Raw genomic sequence first — 18,250 nt, 5'->3', positions numbered from 1 at the left:
ACCGAAGCACACTCCAAGGCCAGGAGCTGATCCACATGCCCCACACCACCGACCTCAGGACCTACGAACACGCCGAACCCCTCTTCGCGCACTGGGCACTGACCGACCCCCACAGCCCCGAACACCACACCCAGCGAGACCGGATCATCGAAGCCTGCCTCCCCCTGGCCGAACACATCGCCCGCAAATACGCCGGCCGCGGCGAGATCTACGACGACCTACTCCAAACCGCCCGACTCGGCATGGTCATGGCCGTCGACCGCTACGACCTCACCACCGGATCACCGTTCCTCGGCTTCGCCGTGCCCACCATCATGGGCGAAGTACGCCGCCACTTCCGCGACCACCTCTGGCCACTACACGTCCCCCGCCGCGAAAAAGAACTCCAAGGCAAAGTCCGAGCCGCCACCGAAGAAATGAGCCGACGCCTCCAACGCTGCCCCACCGCCCACGAACTCGCCACCGAACTCGACATACCGATCACCGACATCACCCGAACCCTCGTAGCGGCCAACGCCTTCCAGACCCGCAGCCTCGACACCCCCACACGCGACACCGACGGCGAACCCGGCATGACCGTCGCCGAGACCTTCGGCGACGAAGACCCCAGCTACCGCCTCACCGAAGACACCATCACCGTCGCACCACTACTCGCGCAACTGTCACCCGAAGACCAGCAACTGCTGATCTGGCGGTTCTACGACACCCTCTCCCAAAGCGACATCGCCCAACGCCTCGGCATCTCCCAGATGAGCGTGTCCCGCAAACTCACCAAACTCCTGAGCAGTTTGCGCGCCAAGACCACCGACGAACAACTGGTACCCGCCGCCTGAACTGCGCCCAGACCGTGGAGGGGGCAGCACCTTCGGCTTCCGGTCGCCCATGGTCAGCATTGATCTTCGACTTCGCGGGTTATTGCGCTCCCAGCGTGTTCGCACTCCGCTCCGATCGCACCTCGGCGATCGTCTTCACTGTCCTGGTCCTCGGGATATCAACAGTGCTGTTCATGATGCTCGTCGTCACTCGAGAGGGCTACATGCGCGAGGGATGGCGGCGTCTGGGCATGAGCACAGCGGGGTTCCGATACTGGCCACTGGCGCTGATCACCACGGCGGAATCCGGAATCGCCCACCACCGTCGCCACATTCTGGTACGTGAGCCCCCCGGACACTGGACGCGTTCCTGCGCGAACACCTGAACCGATTCTGTTGATCGGTGCCGTGGCGAAACTCGAGTAGTGCGCTACGCGTGCTCGGGGCACGGCCTTCCGCAGAAAATCGGAGTATGAGCGGATGCCGAGGCAATCGCCGATCAGGAGAGGAGCGGTCATGCGCGACCGGTGCATAGTGGCCTGTGTGGCAGCGGCTCTGATGGCAGGAGGCTGCGCGACCTCGATTCCTGAGACGAACGATAGCGCCACCCCGCCCGGTGGCGGCTCGACTGCGGCCGCCGCGGTGCCGACCGCTGCCACAGCAGGGCCCCAGGGGCCGCCGGGTCTACCCGGAAAGACCGACGCGAAGCAGGTGCAGGGGGCACCGTTCAAGATTCCGGCGATCACCCTGAACACCGGCGCGGCGATTGTCACGATGGAACGCAAGGTGAAGGCCGATATCGCGGCCGTGTGCCCCGGCTGTGCGACCGTGGTGGTTCGTGAGGGTACCGATACGACAAGAAGTCGTTGCCAACTCTCCGGATACGACGGCGGGAAGCCAGATCCTGACGACTCCGAGAGTGCGACCCCGTCGGTCGTCGTAGAGCCGGGTGCGCAGATCATCCTCTACACCGGCACCCTGGATCCGATCCAGTCGCCGTGCGACGAAGATCCCGAGCACTTCTATCCCGCCACGACATCTTCCGAACCGGACACCACAGAGCCGGACACCACAGAGCCGGGTACGACAGAGCCGGGAACGACAGAGCAGGGCACAACCGCAACGGAGCCCGGCACAACAGAGCCCACCGTTCCTGATCCGTCGACGGCACCACCGATCGTGCCGCCGACCGAGGGTAGCTCCGGTGCCACACCCACCGAATGAGCCCGACTCCACCCGTGCGGTGACCGGTTCGCCGTTCGACGGTTTCGGGGCAGTCGCGCGCTCGATCGGGCAGTTCGTCGCGCCGACGACATTGCTGGTGGCGGTGCTGTTCTACTTCGGGTGGGCGCACGTCTACTGGTTCTTCCACTACTTCGGGGTCGACTCCACCACCCTCGATCCCAGCATCCGCGAGTACCTGATGCGCACCGTCGATGCCTTGTTCGTCCCGCTGACGGTGGTCGCGGTCGTCGGAATGACCTTGCTCTGGGGGTATCTGGCGTTGCCGGAGTCGGTACGGCGCCGCGAACCAGCCCGGTGGGTGAAGGCCGTCATCGTGCTGGTGGCCGCGGCCGCGCTCGTCAACGGACTCAGCCGCATCTACGTGGTGACACCGTTCAATCGCGGGCTGTGTGTGGCGCCCCTGTCGATCATCGCCGGAACGCTCATCCTGTGGCTGATGGTGGTGCGACGCCGTGCCCGCAGGCCGCAGCCGCTACCCGACGACGCGGCCGCACGGTCACGAGCCTTCGCGGCGGCGGCCGCGGAATGGTCGGTGCTGTTCGTCATCATCGGGCTGAGCCTGTTCTGGATCGCCACCGACTACTCGGTGGCCGTCGGGCAGACCCGGGCACGCGAGTGGGCCGCGCAATTGGCCGGCCAGCCCGGAGTGGTCATCTACAGCGAAAAGGACCTGCACCTGTCGCGCACCGAGGTCCGCACCGTCGACTGTCATCCCGATCCGGCGGTTCCCGCCGCATATCGGTTCCGATATGACGGGCTGGTCCCGCTGACCCGCATCGGTAATCACTATGTCCTGGTCCCCCGCACCTGGACCCCGGACCACGGCGCGGCCATCGCACTACCCGCCGCACCACCCGGAGCGATCAGATTCGAATTCCGTGGCGCGAATGAACCTGCCCCGCCGAATTGCTGACAACGCGCAACCACCGCCACCCGGGTTGCCCGAGGGCTCGCTCTCTGCCGGGCGGCTGGTGCTCCACTGCGAGGATCAAGCCAAGTGCTGCACGTGGATACGCAAGGCGTTCGCGGCGAACTGCGCGGCCTCTGAGCTGCCGAAGGTTTGGTGAAAGTCGGGGTCGGTCTCGTAGAGGTCGGCCATGCCTCGCACCATCGCCGCGGATCGTTCGGCATCGCCGGCGTGCGTGGGTGTTCCGGGGATGTCGGCGAACCACGCCATATGGACAGCGGCGTGCTCTCGAGCGACGAGGGAGCCGGGTGTGTGGCCGGCCTCGTGGATCTCTGCCCACCTGTCGAGCAGGGCCTGGGCACCGGCCTGCCAGTCACGTTGCTGGTCAACGGACTTCGCATGCCACCATCGGTGCGAGGCGTCGAAGGCTTCGCGTCCCCACCGTCGCACGACCTCGGCTTCGTAGCGGTCGTTGAAGCCTTCGAGCATCACGTCCATGCGGGGTTCGCGACCCTGTCGACGCATCCGCAGGGTGTGCTCGACCGCGCTGATGCGTCGGTCCATGGCCGCGCGGTCCTCGGTGAGTTGTGTCAGGTGGGCCACGAGCGCCGCGATCTCGGCGGTCGGCGTCTGGGGTGCGTCGAGGACGGCGGCGATGTCGGCCAGTGCCATCCCTGTGTCGCGGAGCAGGAGGATGCGCTGCAGGCGCGCGACCGCGTCGGGACCGTAGTAGCGGTAGCCGTTGGACCCGACGCGATCGGGCTCGAGCAGCCCGATGCGGTGATAGTGGCGCAGCGTGCGGCCGCTGATGCCTGCGCGTTCCGCGAGCTCGTGCACCGTCCATTCCATGACCGGGCTCCTGTCGTTCGGCGTCGCGCTCAGTGTGGCGCGTCTGCTGTCAGGCCCAGCCGTGGCATCGCGATGCGCAGGATGTCGGAGGCGGAAGTGTGGATGCTGTGGGCAGCCGTGGTGCCCGTGGCGTCGAGGTAAGCGCGCACGAGTCGGGCGCCGGCCGCATAGCCGGCCCCGGTCGGCAGGCCGACAGGCTCGGTGCCGAACAGTCGTGCGCTGGAGTCGCCGAGGACCCAGGCGGCGAAGTCCGCCATCCCGGTGATGCCCAGCCCGCCGGCGACCTTGGCCAGAACCTGGTCGTCGGCGCGGGTTTCGTCGCGCACGAAGTGGGTGTAGCCGGCGTCGCCGTAGAGCTCGGCCGCGAAAATATCGGCGAGTCCTTCTGCGACCACCTGCTCGCCGACCGTCACCGTTCGCGGGTCCCATACGACCCCGCCGGGTGAGTAGCGCACGTTGTGGTGCAGTTCGTGCACCGCGATCGCCTCCAGACGGTCCAGGACACAAGAGGAAGGCCAGACGGTGATGGCGATGTATCCGCTGATACCGCCGAACGCTGAGATCCCCTGCACCTCGTCGACGAAGTGCTTGCTGGTCGGATCACCCAGGACGAGCAGCACGGTCAGGTCCGGGATCGTCACGCCTGGTCGGGCCGACGCCAACGCTGTGACGCCGTCCGCGAGGGCCTTCTCGACGCGCGTCCACGCATCGGCCGCGACAAGGGTGTCCAGTCCTTCGCGGACCTGCTCGATCGCGGCGGAGTCCGGGCGGAAGCCGAAGTTCTGCTGGTGCACGGTGGCCATGTCCACGCCGCCGGGAACGAAGTGGTACATCCCCGCCATCGGGGCCCAGAACTCGCGGATGAGGTCGGCGCGATCCTGCTCGTCCGCCGTGAGGACTCGGCGCATGCCCGAGGCACTGTCGATCAGTGAAATGGTCATGACAAGCGACCATAAACATTGCCGCTACGGCAAGGTCAACCGATTCTCGCCGTTCTCCTGCGTGCCGCTGTCGGCGGCCGCGTTGGCCAGGTCGATCTCGGCCATGTGCACCTCGGCCCAGTCACGCAGCGCCGCCAGCGGGATCGCCAGGGACAAGCCGAGTTCGGTGAGCTGGTAGTGCACGCGCGGCGGCACGGTCGGCTCGACCCGGCGAGTGGCCAGGCCGTCACGGACGAGGCTGTGCAGCGTCACCGACAGCATCTTCTGCGAAACTCCCGGCATCCGCCGTCGCAGCTCGGCGAACCGCACTTCCTGCGGCGCGGCATCCGCGAGCACCTTGACCGCCATCGACGTCCATTTCGTCCCGATGCGGTCCAGGAGCCGACGTGTCGGGCACTGCGGATCGAATACATCGCCGCGCGCTGATCGGGTGGTCACCTCGACCTCACCACCTTTCGGAAAAGTGCCTTCTTGGCACCCCAGCAAGGGTTTCCTACCGTTTCCTGGTAACCAATCGTAACCAGGAGGCCGCTGTGTCCGACATCCCGTCCGCAGGCATCACCCTGCACACCATCCCCACCAACGGCATCCACGCCAACGTGGCCACAGCGGGTTCCGGTCCTGCTGTCGTACTCCTGCACGGTTTTCCACACACCTGGCAACTGTGGCAGCAGATCATCGGCCCGCTGGCCACCGCCCATCGAGTCATCGCGCCGGACCTGCGCGGGTTCGGTGACAGCAGCCGGGCGAAAACCGGGTACGACGCGGGCACGCTCGCCGCCGATATCGACGGAATTCTCGATGCTCTCGACGAACCGTCTGCCGCCGTCGTCGCCATCGACGCGGGCACACCGGTCGCGTTCTTGCTCGCCCTGCGACGCCGGGACCGGATCCGGCGCCTGATCCTCATGGAATCGCTTCTCGGGCGCCTTCCGGGCGGCGAGGAATTCCTGGCGGCGGGCCCACCGTGGTGGTTCGGCTTTCACACCGTCCCCGGCCTCGCCGAATCCGTACTCACCGGCAACGAAGCCGAGTACATCGACTGGTTCCTCGACACGGGAACGAACGGAAAGGGCGTGCCACAACATCTTCGGGATGTCTTCGTCGACGCCTTCCGGCGACCGGAAGCCCTGCGCTGCGCCTTCGAGTACTACCGGGCACTCCCGATCAGCGCTCGTCAGATCGAAGCCGCCGTCGCCACCCGCCGACTCACGGCACCGACGCTCGCGATCGGCGCGCATCCGGTCGGTTCCACGCTCGAACGGCAACTGCGCCCGATCGCTGACGATCTGACCGGCCATCTCATCCCGGACTGCGGGCACATCATCCCTTTGGACCGGCCCACGGAATTGCTCCGTCTCGCCGCGCCGTTCCTCGCCCTCGACATCGCGGCCGCGCACACGAACATACCCCCATCTATGTAAGGTAAGCCTACACATAGACGAAAGTAGGGCAGTTCCATGCGCATCGTGTCGTTCGGTTTCCAAACCTGGGGTCGCAAGACCCTGCAGGCTCTGATCGACTCGGAGCACGAGGTCGTCCTCGCCGTCACCCACCCGGCCGCGGAATCCGCCTACAAGGCCATCTGGAACGATTCGGTCGAGGAACTGGCCAGGGAACACGGCATTCCGGTGCACCTCACCGAACGTGCCGACGCCGAGACTATCGCCCTGGTCAAGCAGGCCGAACCCGATGTGATCGTGGTCAACAGCTGGTACACCTGGATGCCCGCGGAGCTGTACGACATGCCGCCCCACGGCACCTTGAACCTGCACGATTCGCTGCTGCCGAAGTTCACCGGGTTCTCGCCGGTGCTGTGGGCGCTGATCAGCGGCGCCGAGGAATTCGGCCTCACGGTGCACCGCATGGACGCCCAACTCGACACCGGCGACATCCTGGTCCAGAAGCGGCTGCCGATTCCGCCCGGTGCCACCGGCACCGAGCTCGTTCTCGCCGGAATGGAGTTGATTCCCGGGGCGGTGCGCGAGGCTCTCGTGGCGCTCGAGAACGGCACCGCGGTGTGGACGCCGCAGAACAAGGCCGAGCGGACCTACTTCCACAAGCGGTCCGATCGCGACAGCCGGGTCGACTGGTCGCTGGAAGCGACCGATTCGGAGCGGTTCGTGCGAGCGCTGTCCGCGCCGTATCCGCGCGCCTACTCCTACTACCGCGGTGAACGCGTCGAGATTCTCGACGCGGTGATCTCCGAGGCACGCTACGGCGGTACCGCGGGCCGAGTGATCGTCCAGGAAGGTGGCGGCGCGGTCGTGTGCGGTCCCCAGCCACACCGGGGTGGCAACCACGCGCTGGTGATCACCCGCGTCCGTAGCGCGGCGGGCACCGACCACGACGGTGCCGAATTCTTCGCTCGCGGCGGCTATCTCACCGACTCCCCCGCCTGAGTTCCCGGTTCCGCAGCGCCCGGCCGACGACACGGGCGCTGTCTTCCACCTTCTCTCCCAGTTCCGAGGCACCATGATTCCCCACGGTTCGATCCCTGCTGTCCGCCCGCTCACCGCGGCACAACGCGAGGTGTGGTTCGCTCAGCAATTGCTCGGACCGGTGCCGCTCACCATCGCCCAGTACGTCGACCTACGCGGACCGCTCGACCTCGCGGCATATCGCCGCGCGGCCCACCTGGCCGCGCGCGATCTGGGCGCCTATGTGCGCTTCACCATCGTCGACGGGCAACCGGGACAGGTGCACGACGACGGCATCGACGACCACATCGCCGTCATCGACTGCAGCGGGGAATCCGACCCGGAGGCCGCCGCCCGAGCCTGGATGCGGGCCGATCAGTGCGCGCCGTTCGATCTGATCGCCGATCCACCCATGGTGACCACGGTCCTGCGACTGGGCTCCCAGCGTCACCTGCTCTACACGCGTGCCCATCACCTGGCGCTCGACGGGTTCGGCGCCGTCCGCATGCAGCACCTGCTGAGCGGTCACTACACGGCCCTGCTGGAGGGAACCGAACTACCCTCGGCCGCAGTCGATTCGACGGCTGTGCTCACGGCCGCGCAGGAGAGCTACCTGGGCTCGCGGCGATACGGAACCGACCGCGAATACTGGCGCGAGCAGCTCGCCGGGCTGCCTGCCCCGGTCACCCTTGCGACGCGACCCGGTTCGCCCGATCCGCTGCCGATCCACGCCCGCGCCGAGCTGCCGGCATCGCTGGTCGAGCGACTGCGGACGCGAGCCGACTTCCCCGGCCTCGCGCCCGTGCTGGTGGCGGCGTTCGCCGCGTTCCTCGGCAGGCTGACCGACACCGAGTCGGTAACGCTGAGCCTGCCGGTCACCGCGCGCACCACCGCCGCGGTGCGTGCATGCGGCGCCATGACATCGAATATCGTGCCGCTGCGCTGCTCGGGTGCCACTGTCGGCACCGCCATCGCTGGCGCGCGTGCCGAGCTGAGCGGGGCACTGCGCCACCAGCGCTATCGCGGTGCCGAGATGGTCCGCGACAGTGGGCGCCGAGCCGAGTCGCTGAGTTTCGGACCGGCGGTCAACATCATGAACTTCCACACGGAACTGATGCTCGGTCCGGCGCGCGGGGTCATCGAACTGCTGTCCACCGGGCCGGTCGAGGATCTCGCGCTCAATGTGTATCCGGTAACCGGTTCCGGCTTGCGGATCGAGTTCGAAGCCAACCTCCATCGCTACACCGAGGCCGAGGTCACCACGCAACTGGACCGGTTCGTCGGCTTCCTGACAGCGTTCGCCGCCGCTGACAACGATGTTCCGATCGACCGGTTGCCGGTCCTCACCACCGCCGAGGCGAACCTGCTCGTCCCCTGGTGCGGGCCGGCGGCGGGTGCACCGGCCACACTGGGTGAGCTGATCGCCGCCGCCGTCGCGGCGAACCCGGACGGCATCGCCGTCGTCTACGGCGAGAAGCGCTGGACCTACCGGGAATTCGACGCGTGGACCGACCGCCTCGCCGGTGCGCTGCAGGCCGCCGGCGCCGGCCCCGAGACCTTGGTCGCGATGGTCATGGAACGGTGCGCCGCCTCGGTCGGCGCGATCTGGGCGATCGCCAAGACCGGGGCGGGTTTCGTGCCGATCGACCTGGGATACCCGGCCGAGCGCATCGCCCACATCCTCGGCGACTGTGGCGCCACCCTCGGCGTCACGGGCATCGAGCACCCCACCGATCTGCCCGACTCGGTGCACTGGACGATTGCCGACCCCGACGCGGCGCCGGATGCGGAGCTGCGGCAGCCGGTCTCCGCCCGGCCCGCGCACCCCGCCTACCTCATCTACACCTCCGGTTCCACCGGTGTCCCCAAGGGCGTGCTGGTGACCCACGGTGGACTCGCGAACCTGGCCGCCGAGCGCCGCGACCGGTATGCGTTGCGACCCGGAGCCCGCACGCTGCACCACGCCTCCCCCGGTTTCGACATGGCGGTCGGCGAAATCCTGTGCGGACTGGCCGGTGCGGCGACGCTGGTAGTGGCCCCGCGCTATGTGATGGCCGGACCGGATCTTGCCGAACTCATGCGGCGCGAACGGCTGACCAATGCCATCATCACCCCGGCGGTGCTGGCCACCCTCGACCCCGAAACCCTGCCCGACCTGCGTGTCCTCGGCGTGGGCGGGGAGGCGATCAGACCCGATCTGGTCTCGGCCTGGTCGCGAACCCGGTTGATGCGCAACGGGTACGGCCCCACCGAGGCCACCGATATCGCGACCATCGCGGAGCTGACGCCGGACCGGCCGGTGACGATCGGCGCGCCCCTGCGCGGATTCCACGCACTGGTGCTGGATGCCCGGTTGCGTCCGGTGCCACCCGGCGTCATCGGCGAGCTCTACCTCGGCGGCCCGGCCCTGGCCCGCGGCTACCACGGACGGCACTCGTTGACCGCGGCCCGATTCGTCGCCGATCCGTTCGGCCCGCCCGGCGGGCGGGTGTACCGCACCGGCGACCTGGTGACGCTCACCGCCGATGCCGAGCCCGAACTGATCTACCACGGCCGCAGCGACTTCCAGATCAAGGTGCGCGGTCACCGCATCGAGCCGGGCGAGATCGAGACCACGCTCACCGGCCTCCCCGGCGTCGGCCGGGCCGCCGTCACCGCACATCAGGACTCCCGGGGCACCCATCTGGTGGCCTACCTGGTGCCGGACGGTCCACTCGAGGTGGAGCGGGTGCGGCTCCAGATCGCCGAGCGGCTGCCCGCGTATCTGCGGCCGAGCGCCTACCTGGTACTCGACACCTTGCCACTGACCTCCAACGGCAAACTCGACACCCGTCGCCTGCCCGCGCCGGTGTTCGGTCACGACGGTTCCCGGCCCGTCTCGACGGACACCGAACGGACGATGGCGGCGGCTTTCGCCGAGGTACTCGCGGTCGAAGTCGCCGGGGCCGAGAGCGACTTCTTCGAACTCGGCGGGACCTCGCTCACCGCAACCACACTCGCGGCGCGCCTGGGCATCGGTGTCCGCACCGTCTTCGACGCACCGACCGTCGCGGCGCTGGCGTTACGACTCGATGACGCCGAGAACCAGGCCGAGGACCCACCGGTGCCAACAGCCAGGCCCGAACACCTGGCGCCTGCCCCGGCGCAGCTGCGGATGTGGCTGCTCAATCAGCTCTACCGGGATTCCTCGGCGTACCACTTGCCGATCGCGTTGCGCCTGACGGGATCTGTCGATGTGGCGGCGCTCGATGCCGCTGTGCGGGATGTGGTGGACCGGCACGAGGTGCTGCGCACGGTGTATCCCGCCGGCAGCGCCGGGCCGCAGGTACGCATCCTCACCGTCGACGCGGCCCTGGGCGGTGCACCGCTGATCGCGCACGCACTCGCCCGGGCCGAGCTGGACGCCGAACTCGCGGTGGCGGTCGCCGCGCCCTTCGACGTCACCACCGACGCGCCGATCCGGCTGGCGCTGTGGAACCTCGGTCCCGACGACCACGTGCTCGCGCTGGTCGCCCATCACATCGCCGCCGACGGCTGGTCGCACGGCCCGCTCGTGGCCGACCTGTCCGCGGCGTACACCGCGCGGGCGGCCGGACGGCCACCGCAGTGGGAGCCGCTGCCGCTGCAGTACGCCGATTACACGCTGTGGCAGCATCGGCGGCTTGGTGATCGACACGATCCGCGGTCCACCGCCGCTCGTCAGCTCGCTCACTGGGTGCAGGCGCTGGACGGCGCGCCCGACCGGCTGCCGCTACCGACCGATCGAGTCCGTGTTCCCGGCTCCGGCAGGCCGGGCGGCACCGGCGCGGTGATCGACTTCGAGATCGGCGCCGACATCGGCGCGGCACTGACCGAGCTGGCTCACCGGCACAACGCGACTCCCTTCATGGCCGGTTACGCGGCGTTCGCCGTGCTGCTCGGCGACCTGGCCGGGATCACGGACGTGACGGTCGGGACCCCCGTCGCGGGCCGTGGCCACCCTGCCCTCGACCGCTTGGTCGGCATGTTCGTGAACACCCTGCCCCTGCGCCTGACCCTCGATCCGCGAGAGCACTTCACCATGCTGCTGGCGCGAGCCAGGGAGGTCGCGCTCGCCGGGCTCGACAACGCCGACGTTCCCTTCGATCACATCGTCGAAGCGGTGAATCCGCCGCGCGACAGCACCAGACACCCGCTGTTCGAGGCCGTGTTCTCCTACGAGAACCTGCCCCCCTCGCCCACGCTCGACCTCGGCGGGCTGACCGTGAACGCCCTCGATATCCCCTGGGAAACAACGCATTTCGACCTGGCCTTGACGCTACGTGAGCAGTCGGGCACGGGCGGACTGACGGCGAGCCTGCGCTACGCCACCGACCTCTACGACGCGGCGACGGTGGCCGGGTTCGCAACGCGGTTCGTCGAGATCCTGACGGCGATCGCCGCACATCCCGACGCGACTGTCGCGCAGTTGTCCGGCTCCGTCGCGGCCGGGCCCGCTCTGCCCGAGCGTCCGGAGCGGGACAGCGACGCCGCCGCGGCCGATGGCCGTGAGCCGGCCACCGTGCGCGAGCTCGCGGTGGCCCAGGTGTTCGCCGATGTGCTGGAACGAGATTCGGTCGCGATCGACGACAGCTTCTTCGATCTCGGCGGCACCTCACTGCTGGTCTTCACCCTCCGATCGGAGCTGCGGAACCGGCTCGGCATCGACGCCGACCCCCGCATGCTGTTCGAAGCGCCGACGCCGCGGGCGGTGACGGCGGCCGTGACAGCGGAGTCCGGCGCGGCGGCCGCCGGGCACTGGACCGACATGCTGATCGACGACGCGCGCCTCGACCCCACGATCACGGTGCCGGAAGCGTTTGCGGCGCCACCGATCTCGGCCGACGATGTGCTCCTGACCGGCGCCACCGGTTTCGTCGGCATCCATCTGTTGCGCGAACTGCTCGACCGTACCGCCTCGCGTGTCTGGTGTCTGGTCCGCGCGCAGGACGCCGACGACGCGCTCCGCCGCCTCGCAACGACGCTCCAGCGATACGGACTCGGGACCGAGGGGCTCGCGGACCGGGTCGTGCCGGTGCCGGGCGATCTCGCCGCGCCGCGCTTCGGGCTCGCCGCCGATACCTGGGCCGAGCTGGCCGCGCGGATCGAGGTGATCTACCACAACGGCGCCCGCGTGAATCATCTGGAATCCTATGCCGCCCTGCGCCCGGCCAATATCGCCGGAACCGTCGAGATCCTGCGGCTGGCGGTCGACACCCGGGTGAAGGCCCTGCATTTCGTGTCCACCGTGTCGGCCGCGGTCGGTGTCGGGCACACCGGAATCGTCACCGAGCGCACCGCGATCACCGCCGATCAGGTTCCGCGCAACGGATACCTGGCCACCAAATGGGTGGCCGAGCAGCTGGTCCTCGCGGCAGCCGAACGTGGGTTGCCGGTCGCGGTGCACCGGCCCGGTCTGGTCGCCGGATCGATCAGCAGCGGCGCGAACAGTGCCGATGACGCGTTCTGGACGCTCATCCGGTCGGCCGCTCACCTCGGGGTCGCGCCCGACATCGAATCCGCCGACGTCACCTTGGCCCCGGTCGACTACGTGGCACGGGCGCTGGTCACCCTCGCCACCGGCCGGCAGCCGAACACCGAGATCTACCATCTGGTCAACAGCGCGCCCACCAATGTCGGAGACATCCTGAATACCTTGCGCCGCAGCGGTTTTCCCGTCGAAACAGTGTCGGTGGCCGATGCCGCCGAGCGATTGGCCGGCCGAATCGCGCAGCACGCCGACCTCATGCGCGCCGCGCTCGTCGCCGACAACTACCTCAACGGCGGCGGCGACGCCCTGATCGTCGACGACACCGGCACCCGAGCGGTACTCGCGCAATCGGGTGTGCGTTGCCCGGCCATCGATGCCGCTGTCCTCCAGCGCTATGTCGACGGTTTCATCACCGCGGGTCTGCTGCCGACCCCGGTCGCCGACCCGTCCGAGGTCCGCTAGGCGGATGAGGCCGGGCCGTGGTCGACGCCGCCGCGGAAGAATGTGCGCCTACGCGAATCCACCGGCGCGGACCATTCGCGCGTAGAGGTCGTCGGCGCGCATCAACTCGTCGTGCGTCCCGACCGCCCGGACGCTGCCGTCGTCCATCACGACGATCCGATCGGCGTGCCGCACGGTCGACAAGCGGTGGGCGATCGTGACGACGGCGTGGGTGCGCGCCCGCACGGCGATCGCTTCGACGATCGCCGCCTCGGTCAGGGTGTCGATCTGCGACGTCGCTTCGTCGAGCAGCAGCACGTCGGCGTCACCGAGCATCGCGCGCGCCATCGCGATCCGTTGCCGCTGCCCGCCCGAAAGGTCGGTGTCGCGGACATGGGTGTCCAAGCCTTTCGGCTGGGCCGCGACGACCGAGTCGAGTCGGAGCAGGCGAAGAACCTCGGCCACCTCGTCGTCGGTGGCACTGTGCCGCAGGAACAGCAGGTTGTCGCCCAAGGTGCCCGGCACCAAAGGGGATTCCTGCTCGACGTAGGCGATACGCGCGCGAACTTCGCGCATCGTCAGGTTCCGGTAGGCCACGCCGCCCACCGAGATCGTCCCGGTGTCGGGTTCGACGAATCGCAGGATCGCCGAGAACACCGTGGTCTTACCCGCGCCGGAAGGTCCCACGATGGCGGTGTGGCCGGTCGCGGGAATCCGCAGCGTCAATCCCTTCAACGCGTGCGGTGCGTCCGGTGCGTAGCGGACCGTGACGGCATCGAAGCGCACGGCGGCGTCGGGCTCGGTGGTCGTCGCCGGCGCGGGCTCGTGCGCCACGTCCGCTTCGGAGTGCAGCGTCTCCATCTCCCGGATACGCATGGCGGCCGCGATCCCCGACTGCATGGCCGTGATGTGCGTGGTCAGTTCCTGGATCGGTCCCATCAGCGTGAACGCGTACAGCAGGAACGCGATCAGCGTCGAGACGGTCAGCGAACCGTTGTCGACGCGCCATGCACCGATGGCCAGGATCGCGATGATGGCGCCCTGCACGCCTGTCCACGCGACGGTCCATGCCGTGGCCGAGACGCGCACCGACTCGATCGCGTGGGTCCGGGCGTTGCTCGCGTCGGCGCCGATCAAGGTGGCGATGCGGTGCTCGGCGCGTGCCGCCTTGACCGTGCGCACCGACCGCAGGCTACCTTCCAGCACTCCGCCGAGGCGGCCGAGCGATTCTTGAGTTTGCGCGTCCGCCTTGGCGATTCGCGGCATGAGCGTCCCGAACAGGATGCCGACGACGACGATCGCCAGCACGGTGACACCGAGCAGCATCAGATCGAGCACGCCCATGAAGATCACGGTGCCCACCGTCAGGAAGGTGGCGTTGATGATCCCGATCACCGCCGACGACGCGGCCTCTTTCAGCAGCAAGGTGTCGGCTGTAACGCGCGTGACCAACTCGCCGGTGGGACGCGCCTGCACCGACGGAACCGTCGCGCCGAGCAGTCGTCCTACGAGCGTCGTGCGCGCGTCGAAGACGATGTTCTCGGCGACGGTTCCGAGCAGGATCCAATAGCCCCACCCGAGTGCGGCGCCGATGACGAGCAGCACCAACAGCGCGACGGTCGGACCCATGATGGACGCGCCGGTGCCGAGCGCGTCGAGAATCAGTTTCGTCACCATCGGCGTCGCCATCACCGTCGCGGAACTGCCGAGGGCGAGGACGAGTCCGACCAGCAGGATGCGGGTGTGCGGTCGGGCATAGGCGATCAGGACACGCAGGTTCGACAGGGTCATCGGTGGAGCGGTTTCAGTCGGAGGCGCAATCGTCGTCACCCTTCAATGGAACAGCATTGTTCCATTTTAGTAAAGTGAATATCCAGGATGGATCTCGCTTATGCTGCACCTGTGGATGTCGAAGAGACCAGTGCCCGCGAACGCACCCGTCGCGCGATTCTCGACGCGGCGGTGTCGACGTTCGCGAAATCGCCCAACGCGTCGCTGACGGAAGTCGCCGAGAAGGCACGTGTCGGGCGTACGACGCTGCACCGCTACTTTCCCGAACGATCGGACCTGATCACCGCCGTCGGGCGGCTCACCGAGCAGGCCGTGGCCGACGCCGCGAAGCGTGCGCGCCTGGCCGACGGGACCGGGCTCGACGCGGTCCTGCGGCTGTGCCAGGAGTACTTCGAACTCAGCGATGTCCTCACGGTCCTCTTCTTCACGTCAGGGGTGTACGACGAGACCACGTCGTGCCTGTCCGACGACGATGCGATCGCGGCGATAGAGCGGGGGCGCGACGACCGCTCGATCGACGCGGCGCTCGACGCCTCGTGGATCCTGAACATGATGTGGGCACTGCTGTATGCCGCCGTCGACCACGTCAACCGCGAGTCGGCCGGCCGTATGCACGCACAGACCCAAGCGCTGACGAGTCTGCGCAAGGCGATCGGCTCGCCAACCTAGTTAGGTTAGGTTAAGTTAACTTCCATGGTTGACTATGCGGTCGAGGCGGAGGGCCTCGTCAAACGGTTCGGCGGGGTGACCGCACTGGATGGTCTCGGTTTCGCGGTGGAACGGGGCACGATCGCGGGGGTGCTCGGACCGAACGGGGCGGGAAAAACGACAACAATCGATGTACTGACCACACTGCTGGTTCCCGACGCGGGTCACGCGCGGGTCGCCGGTCACGATGTGGTGGCCGACGCGGGCGCGGTCCGGTCGGTGATCGGTCTGACCGGGCAGTTCGTCGCCCTGGACGAGAACCTGACCGCGCGCGAGAACCTGGTCCTGTTCGGGCGGCTGCTGAAACTGGGACGTCGGCGAGCCGCCGAGCGCGCCGAGGAACTACTGAGCCGCTTCGATCTCACCGAGGCCGCCGATCGGCGCAGCGGCACCTTCTCCGGCGGCATGCGACGACGGCTCGACCTCGCGGCGTCGTTGATCGGCCGACCGGAAGTGCTCTTCCTCGACGAACCGACCACCGGTCTCGACCCGCGCAGCCGCGCGGTGCTGTGGGACGTGGTCCGGGACCTGCGCGACGACGGCATGACCATCCTGCTCACCACCCAATACCTGGACGAGGCAGACGAACTGGCCGACCGGATCGTGGTGGTCGACCACGGCCGTGTCATCGCGGACGGCACCGCCGACGAGCTCAAGGACCAGGCCGGCGGTTCGGTCTGCCACGTCACCGCCGCCGAGGGCGACCGCGCCCGGATCGCTGCCGCGCTGGCGGACATGACCGGGCTCGCCGAGCTGAGCGACGGCGTCGCCGTCGCCGCGGCGGGCGCCTCGACACTGGTCGATGTCGTGCGCAAGCTCGACGCGGCCGAGATCGCCGTCGACGACATCGCCCTGCGCCGCCCGACTCTCGACGACGTGTTCTTCCGCCTGACCGGGCACCCCAGCGTCTCCGGCGAGCCCGAGGACACCCCGTGACTACCACCGCCGCAACGAAAACCGTTGCCACGGTGACCCGTCCATCTCCGTCGCTGCGGGCCGACACCGCGATCCTGGCCGGTCGCCACCTGCGGTTGATGAGCAGACGCCCCGCCTCTGTCATCGGCGCCGTGGTGCTGCCGTTGGTCTTCGCCACGATGTTCTACGTCGTGTTCGGCACCGTGGTCGAACGCCGGATCGGCAGTGACTACGGCCAGTACATGCTGCCCGCGGTGATTCTGCAGGCGATGCTGTTCACCGCGATGTCGGCGGCCATTCTGTCGGTCGAGGACGTGACCGGCGGCATGATCCGCAGACTCCGCTCCATGGCGGTCTCGCCGATGTCCCCGGTACTCGGACTGGTCGGCGCCGAGCTGACTCGTGCCCTGCTGACGATCGCCGTCCTGCTGCCCGCCGGTGCCGTCATGGGCTTCCACCTCGGTGGTGGTCTTCTCGCATCGATCGGATTCGTGCTCATCGCACTGTTCTTCGCCGCGGTGGTGTGCACCGGGTTCATCGCGATCGGTTTCGCGGCGGGCAAGGTGGACTCGGTGCAGGTGATCACCAATGTCATCTTCTTCCCGTTCCTGCTGGTGTCGAACGCCTTCACACCGACCGAGGCGTTCCCGGACTGGTTGCAGCCGTTCGTCGCCAATCAGCCGCTCAGCCGCACCGCGGACGCGCTGCGTGCGCTGGCCGACGCCGAGGCGGCCCTCGCCAGGCCGGTCACGATCGCTCTGCTGTGGTTGAGCGGTGGGTTCGTCGTCTGTGTCGCGGTCGCGGCCAGGGCATATCGGAGGTCACTGTGAACGAAACCCGCACCGCGACGGGACCCCGCCCGCACGTGCTCATCGACGGATGGGCACTCACGATCCGCGCCATCCGGGTGACGCTGCGCAACCCGGTCCTGCTGATGATGGCCACGTTCTTCCCCCTCATCCTGCTGGTGCTGATGACGGTGTCGTTCGGCTCGCTGGTCGCCCCCGGCGGCAGCCGGGCCGACTACGTGAATTTCAGCCTGCCGCTGTTCGCCGTGATGGGCATCGCGTTCGCCGGGCTCGGCACCGCGATGACGACCTACGACGATCTGCAATCGGGATTCGACCGCCGGTTGCGGGCGATGCCGATCGCGCGAGCGGCCCCGCTGATCGGGCGCATCGCCGGTGACGCGGTGCGCAACCTGATCACGCTGCTCGCGGTGATCGGGGTCGGCTATCTGCTCGGATTCCGTTTCACGGGCGACGTGCTCGGTGTGGTCGGCTTCCTCGTGCTGCCGCTGGTCTTCGGCACCGGGGTCGCCTGGATGATGGTGGCGATCGCGGTCCACGCCAAGTCCGGGGAGGCGGTGGGTTCGGCGCTCAACGCGATCCTGCTGGTGGCCTCGTTCCTGTCGACCGGATTCGTGCCACGCCAGGATCTTCCCTCGTGGATCCAGCCCGTCGCCGCCGCCAACCCGGTGTCGTCGGTGGTCGAGGCGATGCGCGGGATGGCGGCCGCCGGACCGGTCGCATCGCCCACGCTGCGTGCGCTGGCGTGGACGGTGGCGCTGACCGTGGTTTTCGGGACGATCGCCATTCGCGGATACCGCCGGCGCTGAACCACGCGCCGCGAACCCACTCGTCCCTGCTCACCTCGCCGGCGAGGTGAGCAGGGAAATGGACTGGTAACCGAACAGTCCTGTGTCGCACGCT

The 18,250-nt window shown here is 68.3% G+C and carries 15 protein-coding genes; 11 read left to right on the top strand and 4 right to left on the bottom strand.

Going from position 1 to position 18,250, the window contains the following annotated elements:
* The 4 genes from ACFWFP_RS07535 to ACFWFP_RS07520 form a co-directional block, all read left to right on the top strand.
* Window positions 1-833 (top strand): SigB/SigF/SigG family RNA polymerase sigma factor (locus ACFWFP_RS07535; RefSeq protein WP_379293700.1); only part of this gene is annotated, 833 nt, incomplete at its 5' end.
* Window positions 834-928: 95 nt separating this feature from the next.
* The gene (locus ACFWFP_RS07530; protein WP_379293699.1) at window positions 929-1,198 is read left to right on the top strand and encodes a hypothetical protein; all 270 of its coding nucleotides are present in this window, start codon (window positions 929-931) and stop codon (window positions 1,196-1,198) included.
* A gap of 94 nt (window positions 1,199-1,292) precedes the next feature.
* Complete coding sequence (locus tag ACFWFP_RS07525; RefSeq protein ID WP_379293698.1) at window positions 1,293-2,036, top strand: hypothetical protein; 744 nt, start codon at window positions 1,293-1,295, stop codon at window positions 2,034-2,036.
* Entirely contained in the window at window positions 2,017-2,970 is a 954-nt protein-coding gene (locus ACFWFP_RS07520; RefSeq protein WP_379293697.1) for a hypothetical protein, read from the top strand. Before ACFWFP_RS07525 ends, ACFWFP_RS07520 begins: the two co-directional genes overlap by 20 nt.
* 75 nt (window positions 2,971-3,045) lie before the next feature.
* Here the strand turns inward: ACFWFP_RS07520 and ACFWFP_RS07515 are convergent, their stop codons facing one another.
* Genes ACFWFP_RS07515 through ACFWFP_RS07505 form a run of 3 tightly spaced genes read right to left on the bottom strand, consistent with a single transcriptional unit; the run spans window position 3,046 to window position 5,192 of the window.
* On the bottom strand, window positions 3,046-3,813 hold the full coding sequence (locus tag ACFWFP_RS07515) for a MerR family transcriptional regulator (protein ID WP_379293696.1): 768 nt from the start codon (window positions 3,811-3,813) through the stop codon (window positions 3,046-3,048).
* A 29-nt stretch (window positions 3,814-3,842) separates the two neighbouring features.
* Window positions 3,843-4,754, bottom strand: a complete 912-nt coding sequence (locus ACFWFP_RS07510) for a DUF2268 domain-containing protein (RefSeq protein ID WP_379293695.1) — start codon at window positions 4,752-4,754, stop codon at window positions 3,843-3,845.
* A gap of 24 nt (window positions 4,755-4,778) precedes the next feature.
* Window positions 4,779-5,192, bottom strand: coding sequence for a winged helix-turn-helix transcriptional regulator (locus ACFWFP_RS07505; RefSeq protein ID WP_379293694.1), 414 nt, complete (start codon window positions 5,190-5,192; stop codon window positions 4,779-4,781).
* A gap of 95 nt (window positions 5,193-5,287) precedes the next feature.
* Between ACFWFP_RS07505 and ACFWFP_RS07500 the strand changes: the two genes are divergently transcribed.
* From ACFWFP_RS07500 to ACFWFP_RS07490, 3 genes are all read left to right on the top strand, one after another.
* Window positions 5,288-6,178 (top strand): alpha/beta fold hydrolase, encoded by an 891-nt coding sequence (locus ACFWFP_RS07500; RefSeq protein WP_379293693.1) that lies wholly within the window; start codon window positions 5,288-5,290, stop codon window positions 6,176-6,178.
* Between the two features lie 36 nt (window positions 6,179-6,214).
* Window positions 6,215-7,156: a methionyl-tRNA formyltransferase gene (locus ACFWFP_RS07495; RefSeq protein WP_379293692.1), complete on the top strand. Its 942-nt coding sequence runs from the start codon at window positions 6,215-6,217 to the stop codon at window positions 7,154-7,156.
* Window positions 7,157-7,229: 73 nt separating this feature from the next.
* Entirely contained in the window at window positions 7,230-13,145 is a 5,916-nt protein-coding gene (locus tag ACFWFP_RS07490) for an amino acid adenylation domain-containing protein (RefSeq protein WP_379293691.1), read from the top strand.
* A 48-nt stretch (window positions 13,146-13,193) separates the two neighbouring features.
* Here ACFWFP_RS07490 and ACFWFP_RS07485 read toward each other — a convergent pair whose 3' ends face one another.
* Window positions 13,194-14,915 carry an ABC transporter ATP-binding protein gene (locus tag ACFWFP_RS07485; RefSeq protein ID WP_379293690.1) on the bottom strand — a complete coding sequence of 574 codons (1,722 nt, stop codon included), beginning with the start codon at window positions 14,913-14,915 and terminating at the stop codon, window positions 13,194-13,196.
* 111 nt (window positions 14,916-15,026) lie between these two features.
* Between ACFWFP_RS07485 and ACFWFP_RS07480 the strand changes: the two genes are divergently transcribed.
* From ACFWFP_RS07480 to ACFWFP_RS07465, 4 genes are read left to right on the top strand one after another with little or no spacing between them, the layout of a single operon-like run.
* Window positions 15,027-15,584, top strand: coding sequence for a TetR/AcrR family transcriptional regulator (locus ACFWFP_RS07480; protein WP_379293689.1), 558 nt, complete (start codon window positions 15,027-15,029; stop codon window positions 15,582-15,584).
* Between the two features lie 24 nt (window positions 15,585-15,608).
* Window positions 15,609-16,559: an ATP-binding cassette domain-containing protein gene (locus ACFWFP_RS07475; protein WP_379293688.1), complete on the top strand. Its 951-nt coding sequence runs from the start codon at window positions 15,609-15,611 to the stop codon at window positions 16,557-16,559.
* Window positions 16,556-17,368: an ABC transporter permease gene (locus ACFWFP_RS07470; RefSeq protein WP_379293687.1), complete on the top strand. Its 813-nt coding sequence runs from the start codon at window positions 16,556-16,558 to the stop codon at window positions 17,366-17,368. Before ACFWFP_RS07475 ends, ACFWFP_RS07470 begins: the two co-directional genes overlap by 4 nt.
* A complete protein-coding gene (locus ACFWFP_RS07465; protein WP_379293686.1) occupies window positions 17,365-18,156 on the top strand; it encodes an ABC transporter permease in 792 nt (263 codons plus the stop codon). Before ACFWFP_RS07470 ends, ACFWFP_RS07465 begins: the two co-directional genes overlap by 4 nt.
* Window positions 18,157-18,250: the final 94 nt, after the last annotated feature.

The sequence above is a fragment of the Nocardia sp. NPDC060249 genome (assembly GCF_042728755.1).
Taxonomy (GTDB): domain Bacteria; phylum Actinomycetota; class Actinomycetes; order Mycobacteriales; family Mycobacteriaceae; genus Nocardia.
The sequence above is the reverse complement of the archived record's forward strand: the minus strand, read 5'-3'. Positions and strand labels throughout refer to the sequence as shown.